The sequence below is a fragment of the Streptomyces sp. NPDC057474 genome (assembly GCF_042802555.1).
Taxonomy (GTDB): domain Bacteria; phylum Actinomycetota; class Actinomycetes; order Streptomycetales; family Streptomycetaceae; genus Streptomyces.
On record NZ_JBHVDX010000342.1, the window covers coordinates 1 to 7346 of the forward strand.

The 7346-nt window shown below is 69.9% G+C and carries 9 protein-coding genes and 2 pseudogenes; 6 read left to right on the forward strand and 5 right to left on the reverse strand.

The annotated features are described in order from the left end of the window. Window positions 1–88 precede the first annotated feature (88 nt). From ACFU53_RS45055 to ACFU53_RS45070, 4 genes and pseudogenes are all read right to left on the reverse strand, one after another. Window positions 89–530, reverse strand: a pseudogene (locus tag ACFU53_RS45055) (aminotransferase class I/II-fold pyridoxal phosphate-dependent enzyme); the annotation flags it as partial. 235 nt (window positions 531–765) lie between these two features. Then, window positions 766–1008, reverse strand: a complete 243-nt coding sequence (locus ACFU53_RS45060) for a Txe/YoeB family addiction module toxin (RefSeq protein WP_384005835.1) — start codon at window positions 1006–1008, stop codon at window positions 766–768. Window positions 1009–1033: 25 nt separating this feature from the next. Further along, window positions 1034–2935 (reverse strand): hypothetical protein, encoded by a 1902-nt coding sequence (locus tag ACFU53_RS45065; protein ID WP_384005837.1) that lies wholly within the window; start codon window positions 2933–2935, stop codon window positions 1034–1036. Window positions 2936–3338: 403 nt separating this feature from the next. Continuing rightward, window positions 3339–3548: pseudogene (locus tag ACFU53_RS45070) on the reverse strand (aminotransferase class I/II-fold pyridoxal phosphate-dependent enzyme); the annotation flags it as partial. 216 nt (window positions 3549–3764) lie between these two features. On the opposite strand from ACFU53_RS45070, the gene ACFU53_RS45075 reads away from it, so the two are divergent. Then, window positions 3765–4118 carry a prevent-host-death family protein gene (locus ACFU53_RS45075; RefSeq protein ID WP_384005839.1) on the forward strand — a complete coding sequence of 118 codons (354 nt, stop codon included), beginning with the start codon at window positions 3765–3767 and terminating at the stop codon, window positions 4116–4118. Beyond that, window positions 4115–4465, forward strand: a complete 351-nt coding sequence (locus tag ACFU53_RS45080; RefSeq protein WP_384005840.1) for a hypothetical protein — start codon at window positions 4115–4117, stop codon at window positions 4463–4465. Before ACFU53_RS45075 ends, ACFU53_RS45080 begins: the two co-directional genes overlap by 4 nt. Window positions 4466–4546: 81 nt before the next feature. Here the strand turns inward: ACFU53_RS45080 and ACFU53_RS45085 are convergent, their stop codons facing one another. After that, window positions 4547–5779, reverse strand: a complete 1233-nt coding sequence (locus tag ACFU53_RS45085; protein ID WP_384005842.1) for a pyridoxal phosphate-dependent aminotransferase — start codon at window positions 5777–5779, stop codon at window positions 4547–4549. Window positions 5780–5898: 119 nt separating this feature from the next. Here ACFU53_RS45085 and ACFU53_RS45090 point away from each other — a divergent pair, with 119 nt between their 5' ends. From ACFU53_RS45090 to ACFU53_RS45105, 4 genes are all read left to right on the forward strand, one after another. Beyond that, window positions 5899–6129, forward strand: coding sequence for a hypothetical protein (locus ACFU53_RS45090; protein WP_384005844.1), 231 nt, complete (start codon window positions 5899–5901; stop codon window positions 6127–6129). Between the two features lie 150 nt (window positions 6130–6279). Beyond that, window positions 6280–6504 carry a hypothetical protein gene (locus ACFU53_RS45095; protein ID WP_384005845.1) on the forward strand — a complete coding sequence of 75 codons (225 nt, stop codon included), beginning with the start codon at window positions 6280–6282 and terminating at the stop codon, window positions 6502–6504. A gap of 3 nt (window positions 6505–6507) precedes the next feature. Next, the gene (locus ACFU53_RS45100) at window positions 6508–6804 is read left to right on the forward strand and encodes a hypothetical protein (RefSeq protein WP_384005846.1); all 297 of its coding nucleotides are present in this window, start codon (window positions 6508–6510) and stop codon (window positions 6802–6804) included. Window positions 6805–6944: 140 nt separating this feature from the next. Then, the coding region (locus ACFU53_RS45105) for a hypothetical protein (RefSeq protein WP_384005848.1) at window positions 6945–7346 on the forward strand (402 nt) is incomplete at its 3' end.

Sequence of the window (7346 nt, forward strand, 5' to 3'; positions counted from 1 at the left end):
GAGACAGGTGCCGACGGCACCGCCGGACGCTGGGCGCCGATCTCGCGACTGGCGTCTGCTCCTGGCGACCGGCCTCATGTCACGGAGGTCAGCGCGCGAACGCCTTGCGGAGCCGCTCCGTCGCGTCCGCCAGCACCTCGATCCGCTTGCAGAAACGCGAAGCGTACGAAGGGCGCGCCGGCCTCGCGGTGGTCGTAGAAGACCGCGTTGGGGATGGCGACGACACCGGCCCGCTCGGGCAGCGCCCGGCAGAAGGCGAAGCCGTCGGTCTCGCCGAGGGGGCGGATGTCGGTGGTGATGAAATAGGTGCCCGCCGTCCGGAATACCTCGAAACCGGCGTCCGAGAGCCCCGTCGCCAGGAGGTCTCGCTTAGCCAGCATGTCCGCGCGGAACGCCTCGAAGTAGCTGTCCGGCAGCGCGAGCGCTTCGGCGACGGCGTACTGGAACGGCCCGCACGCCACGTACCTCAGGTACTGCTTCGCCGAGCGCACGGCGGTGACGAGCGCGGGCGCGGCCGTCACCCAGCCCACTCCGCGTTCGTGCGCCTAATTGTTTGCGGCGCGCCGGTTCCGCCACGGCGACTCCAGTGCCATCGTCACCGGGCGCGGCCCCGTCGTCCCGCCCGGGTACGGTCGCAGCCCCGCGCTGGTGGCGGAAGCCGTCTTCGTCTCAGGGGAATCTTCTGCCGTGACCGCCGAGTCCGCGCCGCGGGTTCGCTGCGTGATGCAGGGGCCGGCAGAGGCCGCGCCCGATGCTCGAGTCCTGTCAGCTCTCGTAGTGGTAGCGGCACTGTGCGATCAGGACACCGTCCTCGGTGGCGTTGTAGATCAGTCGGTGCTCGTCGTTGATGCGGCGCGACCAGTAGCCCTGGAAGCCGTGCTTGAGCGGTTCAGGTGTGCCGATACCCTCGTTGCCGTTCCGGGCGATGTCCGCGATGAGCGTGTTGATGCGCTTCAAGATCTTCCGGTCCTGGAGCTGCCACCACAGGTAGTCCTCGCGATCGTGCACACCGAGTGGGACGAAGGCCCCCGGACTAGCTGACCTTGACCGTCCAGGACGAGGAGTACGTGTCCGTCAGATCGGTGGTACCCGGGCGGTAGACCCGTAGGGACCACGTCCCCGCGCGCGAGAAGGTGATCTTCGCAGTGGCGCTGCCGCTGGTGGAGAGGGCGGCGCTGGTGAGGGTCACCCACGTGCCGTCCTTCTGGCGGGCCTGGAAGCGCAGTGCGGTCCCCTTGACGTAGGGGGAGCTGAGCGCGGTGTAGGACACGGGCTTGCCGTGGACCGCGGTGGTGGTCGGCTTGCTGACCGTGAGTACGGCCCTGGCGTGCGAGGTCAGGGTTTTGCTGGTCGAGGACGCCCACGTCAGGTTCTTCGCCGCGGTGACGGCACGCCAGGCGCCGTTGAACTTGGTGGTCGTGGGGTAGGAGGCCTTGCCGGTGCTGTCCGCGGTGACGGTCGCCCGGGTCTTCCAGGTGGTGGTTCCCGCCCGCTTGTACTGGAAACTGACCTTGGCGCCGGCCGCGGGCTTGGCGCCGGTCTGGGCCACGGTGGCGGTGAAGGTCGCCTTGCTGCCGTAGGTGCTGGTGGCCGGGCCGGTCAGCCGGGTCGTCGTGGCGGCCAGGACGCGGATCGGCACGGTGCTGACGGTGGTGTCGCCGTACTGGGAGACGATGGTCAGGGTGACGTCGTGCACCCCGGTGGTCGTGGTCTTCCAGGTGCCGGAGGGCTGCGCGGGATAGCTGCCGGTGGCGAACGTCGTGCCGTCGACATCCAGGGTCCAGTGCTCGGCCCGGCTGACGCCGTCGGCGGCGGACGTCGTGGCGGCGTACGTCCGGCTGCTGCCCGCCACCGGAAAGTCCTGGAAGCCGTCCGTCCAGGCCGGCGTGACCTCGGACACCACCTTGACCGGCAGGTCCACCCGGCCGTGGGCGCCGCGGTTGTCGACCGTGTCGAACGTCAGCGTGTGGGCGCCGTAGGGGAGCCGGCCGAGGTCGGCGAGGAAGCCCTCGGTGTTTCCCTCGTAGGTGTAGGCGCCGACCGGCGTCGTCGCCTGCGCCTTGCCGTCGAGCGACACGGTGGTGCTGACCGGGTAGGCGTAGATGAGGTTGGCCGGGAACGCCTTGTTGAGCGCCGACAGGTAGGCGTAGTTCACGGTCACCGGCGTCTCGTACGGGCGGATGACGGTGTCGAGCTTCGGCGTGATGGTGAAGCCGTGGTCGACCAGGGTGTCGGCCCGGACCGGGGAACCCGCGCGGCCGTCCTTGTCGTAGGCCACGACGTAGACGCCTCCGGCGTACAGGCCGGCCGGGACCGCACTCGTGTCCAGTGTGGTGGCCCACGTCGCGCCGCTTGCCGGGGCGGTCAGGTCGACAGGGGCGGGCCAGGCTCTGCTTGAGCTGAAGTACCGTACGCGCGAGACGCCGTTGGCGCCGGTTGCGGTGGCTCGCAGGGACAACTCGCCGTCCGCGGACAGGCCCACGGGCTTGTGGCTGGTCCAGGCGTCGTCGCCGGGCAGGTCGGGCAGGGTGACGACCGGCCGCTTGTTGTCGACGGTAACGGCGGTGTTGGCTGTGACGGTCCGCGGGCGGGGGCTGTCCACCTCGATGTGGATGGAGTTCGCGCCGTCGTTCACCAGCGGCGCGGCCATCCCGTTCGCGGAGCCTCCGAACTGCTGGGTGGCGGCGGTGTCCAGGGTCGCGTGCAGGGTGCAGGAGGGCAGGCAGTCCCCCGGGCTCAGACTGAAGGTCTGCTTGACCGTGCCGGTGCCCTGGTACATGGTGCTGCCGGTGATGCTGACCACGGCCTCGGTCGGCTCGTCGTCCGGGTCCGCGTGCACCGTGAAGGTGACATCCGTCGTGCCGGTGATCGTCTGCCCGGCGCTGACCGTGCCATCGCCTCCGGTGTCCGAGGAAATGCCGTCGAACGTGATCACGGCACCGGTGTCATCCGCGACAGCTGCCGACGCGGGCGCGACGGCGCACAGCACAGCAGCACTCGCGGCAACGGCGAGCGATCTGACAGATCGGGATATACCCACGTCTCTCCTCCTGGGCATGCCCCCTGGCTCGGCGGAGGCGCCGGTGCTGTCCACACGCCGCCTCCGCTCAGAGCCCGGTTCCGCGGCGGACCCGGAAACGAGAGCGGAGCGCAGGCCATCCCCGAGTCGCTGTGTATGGGCGGGGGAGTGGTTGGCCGGTGTGGCAGCAGTTTGAAGATCTTGGATGGACTCCGATTGCGTGTCAAGAACCTCGCCATTTGTCCCAAGGAGTGGAAAGCCCATCGACAGCGCTCCGGTCGGTACCCGGGCCCGGGTACCGCTGAACTCCTGCAGGGCCGGGCTTGTAGACCTCGAACCCGGCCGCGCACAGGCCGTCGCCGAGCAGGTCGCGCTTGCGGTGGAGGTCGGCACGGAGGCTGTCAAAGTAGGAATCCGGCAGCGCCAGCGCGTTCGCCACCGCGTACTGGAACGGGCCGGATGCCACGTACGTCAGGAACTGCTTCGCCGAGCGCACCGCCGTGACCAGGTCCGGTGTTGATGTGACCCAGGCACCCCATGTTCATGCACCTATTTTCCTGGCTGGTGGCCGCCTCGCGCTGAAATCAGAGTGTAGTCGGAGTACAGTCTGAGTATGAGCATCGTGCACTCGGTATCCGAATCGGAATCCGTCTCGTTCACCGATCTGTCCCGGAACCCGAAGGCGGTCGCCGCGAGGGCCGCCGCCTTGGGATGCCTGCGTGTCACGCACCGGGACGCACCCGACATGGTGCTGACCACGGCCATACACGCCGAGCGCAGCGAGGAAAACCTGACCACGGCGTCTCGGCTGTTCCTTGCTCTGATGAAGCAGGACGGTGGCGTCAGGTCGCTTCTGCTCGCGCTGCCTGAGGTGTTCCCGTGGGTACGCCACCTGGGCGACGAAGAAGTCCGGGAATTCACCGTCGAACTCCTGGATGCGCTGTCCGACGCCGCTGAGCTGGGCGCCAGGGAGGCTGTGCACCGAGCGATCGTCTCTTGGCGGGCAACAGCCCGCATCAACGCTGACCCTGACCAGCTCAGGGAAGCACTCCGTCCGCTCGGTGACGTCGACCTCGGCCCGGTCGAGGCGCACGGGTGAGCCCGAAGAAAGGCGACCGGGTCAGCGTCCCACCGCTGAGCGGCTGGAACGCCATCCACGGAACGACGGAGGCCGCGACCGGTTGGGAGGAGCTGTGCCGGGTGGCGCTGCCGAACGCGCATCGCTGCCTGGAAGCCCTTCGCGCAGACCCGCTGTCGCGGGCCAACTGGAACCGTCAGCACCAGCTCCGCGGCAGGCACGCCACCAGGGAATGGAAGGGCTCCGAGCTGGAGCAGTGGGAGTACGAAATCACGAGTGGTGGCAGGGTGCGATACCTGGTCAGCCCGGAGACCTCGACGGTCATCCTCGTCTACGCATCGACCAGGCATCCCAAAGACACCGAGTAACCGGTCCTTTGGCGAACGGCCCGGCTTCCCTGAGCGAGCGGATGCCGGGTTCTTCGTCCGCAGTGGTCGTCCGGCGCGCTCTCAGGCAGCGAGCCGCTTGAGGCGGGCTACAGCCTCGTCGAGAACATCGGTTCGCTTGCAGAACGCGAAGCGGACGAAGGGCGCGCCCTCCTCGCGGTGGTCGTAGAAGACCGCGTTCGGGATCGCGACGACGCCGGCCCGTTCCGGCAGGGCCCGGCAGAAGGCGAAGCCGTCTGTCTCTCCCAGGGGACGGACATCGGTGGTGACGAAGTAGGTGCCCGCGGGCCGGAAGACCTCGAACCCGGCCTCCGCGAGCCCTGTCGCCAGCAGGTCCCGCTTGGCCAGCATGTCGGCGCGGAAGGCGTCGAAGTACGTGTCCGGAAGGGCGAGGGCCTCCGCGACCGCGTACTGGAACGGCCCCGACGCCACGTACGTCAGGTACTGCTTCGCCGAGCGCACGGCGGTGACGAGCGCGGGCGCGGCCGTCACCCAGCCCACCTTCCACCCCGTGAACGAGAAGGTCTTGCCCGCGGACCCGATGGTGACGGTCCGCTCCCGCATCCCGGGGAAGGTCGCCAGCGGCAGGTGCTCGGCCTCGTCGAAGACGAGATGCTCGTACACCTCGTCCGTCACCACCAGCAGATCCCGCTCCACGGCCAGCTCGGCGATCGCCGTCAGCTCCTCGCGGGTGAGGACCGTGCCGGTCGGGTTGTGCGGGGTGTTGATCAGCAGCAGCCGCGTCCGGTCGGTGACGGCGGCCCGCAGCTCGTCGAGATCCAGCCTGAAGTGTCGATCTGCAACTCCGTCGCGGGGTCCCTCGGACGGCCGTAGCGTCACCGGTACGCGCGTCCCGCCCGCCATCGCGATGCAGGCCGCGTACGAGTCGTAGTACGGCTCCAGGGCGACCACCTCGTCACCGGGCTCCAGCAGCCCGAGCAGCGCGGCCGCGATGGCCTCCGTGGCGCCCGCCGTGACCAGCACCTCCGTGTCCGGGTCGAACGTCAGCCCGTACCGCCGCCGCTGGTGGTCGACGATCGCGGTGCGCAGCTCGGGGACACCCGGTCCCGGCGGGTACTGGTTGCCCCGGCCGTCGCGCAGCGCCCGTACGGCGGCCTCGCGGATCTCCTCGGGGCCGTCGGTGTCCGGGAAACCCTGGCCCAGGTTGATCGACCCGGTCCGCAGGGCGAGCGCCGACATCTCGGCGAAGATCGTCGTCCCGAACTCGGCGAGCCGCCGGTTGAGCGGAGGACGAGGGGTGTGGGCGGGGCTTGCGCTGGAGGTCATGGCCGTCATCCTGCGCCGAACCTCTGGACTTCCTCAACTCGGCTTTGACCGGTGAGACACGAGGGCATCTCCACGTCACGCACGGCCCACGGGGGGTCTGCAGGGAGGAACGAAAGGCAGGTGCCGAGATGGAGGTCTTCTTCTTCCTCTTCATGGGCGCGGTCGTTCTGGTCAACATCGTCTCGAAGGTCGGCCGCGGCTCGCGGCGGGGCCGTCGGCGCTCGCACAGCTGGTGGGCGGACGGTGGGTCGTCCCACCACGGGAGCGGCGGATGGTCGTCCTGCGGCGGCGGTTCCTCCTCCTGCGGCGGCGGCGGCGGCGGTGGTGGCGGCGGTGGTGGCTGCGGCGGCGGAAGCTGACCGCGGCACAGCCGACAAAGCTCTGGACTTGCTCAACTCGGCTTTGAGCGGCCCACGGCGGGGGAATCCCCGCGACACGCAGGTGAGCGAGGCGCCCACGGGGGGTCGCTTCGGGGGACACAGGCAAAGAAGAGGGGAGGGTGAGTCATCGTGGAAAACGGCCTCATCCTGGTGCTCGTCGTCATCGGAGTGGCGGTCCTCAGCGGCTTGGCGGTCGTCGTCCGGGCCAGCAGGCTGTCCAGGCGCGGAGGGCGGCGCCGCAGCTGGTGGGCGGACGGCGGCGGCTCGTCCGGTGGATCGTCGTGCGGCGGCAGCAGCTCCTCCTGCGGAGGCGGGTCCTCCTGCGGAGGCGGCTGCGGTGGCGGAGGGAACTGACCGGTGGTCGTCGCACTCCTCACGCTCGGCGTCCTGCTGTTCGTCGCCCTCGTGGTGGTCGCGTCACTGGTGGTGCCCATCGTCGTGCTGATCACCCGAGGCGGTATCGGCGACGCGCCCGGCCTGGGCCCGCCCCGGCTGCCCCGGCGGCACGACAGCTGGTGGGCCGGCGCCGCACGGTCGCCGTGGCCCGACAGCGACGGTCACGGCCATGGCGATTCGTCATCGTGCGGCAGCGGTGGCGGCTCGTCCTGCGGGGGAGGCTCGTCCTCCTCCTCCTCCTGCGGCGGCAGCAGCTGACCGCGCACGAACAATGTCTGGACTTGCTCAACTCGCCTTGAGCGGTCGGTAGCGGGGCAATCCCCGCGACACGCAAGTGAGCGAGGCGCCCACGGGGGGCCGCTTCGGGGGACTCGGAAGAAAGAGGGGAGGGTGACGCCATGAACGCGATCGCGGTGATCGGCATCATCCTGGTGGTGCTCTTTGTGGGGACGGCGGTCATTGTGGCCGTCAACAACCGGAACAGGACGAACGCGGCGCGGGCGGCGGCCCGAAACCGCCGGTCGTCCGGCCGCGGCGGCAGCGCCCACCGCAGCAGCAGCCGCAGCGACAGCAACTCGAGCACCAGCGACAACAGCTGGTGGGTGCTGGGGGCCGCCGGCGTCGGCGACAGCGGTTCGTCCCACTCCTCGTCGGACGACGACCGCGGTTCGTCGTCCGGGGGCGGGGGAGCGTCCTGCGGCAGCGGTAGCTCGTCGTCGTGCGGAGGCAGCAGCGGCTCGTCCTGCGGTGGCGGGTCCTCCTCCTGCGGTGGCGGTGGCGGGGGCGGATGCGGTGGAGGC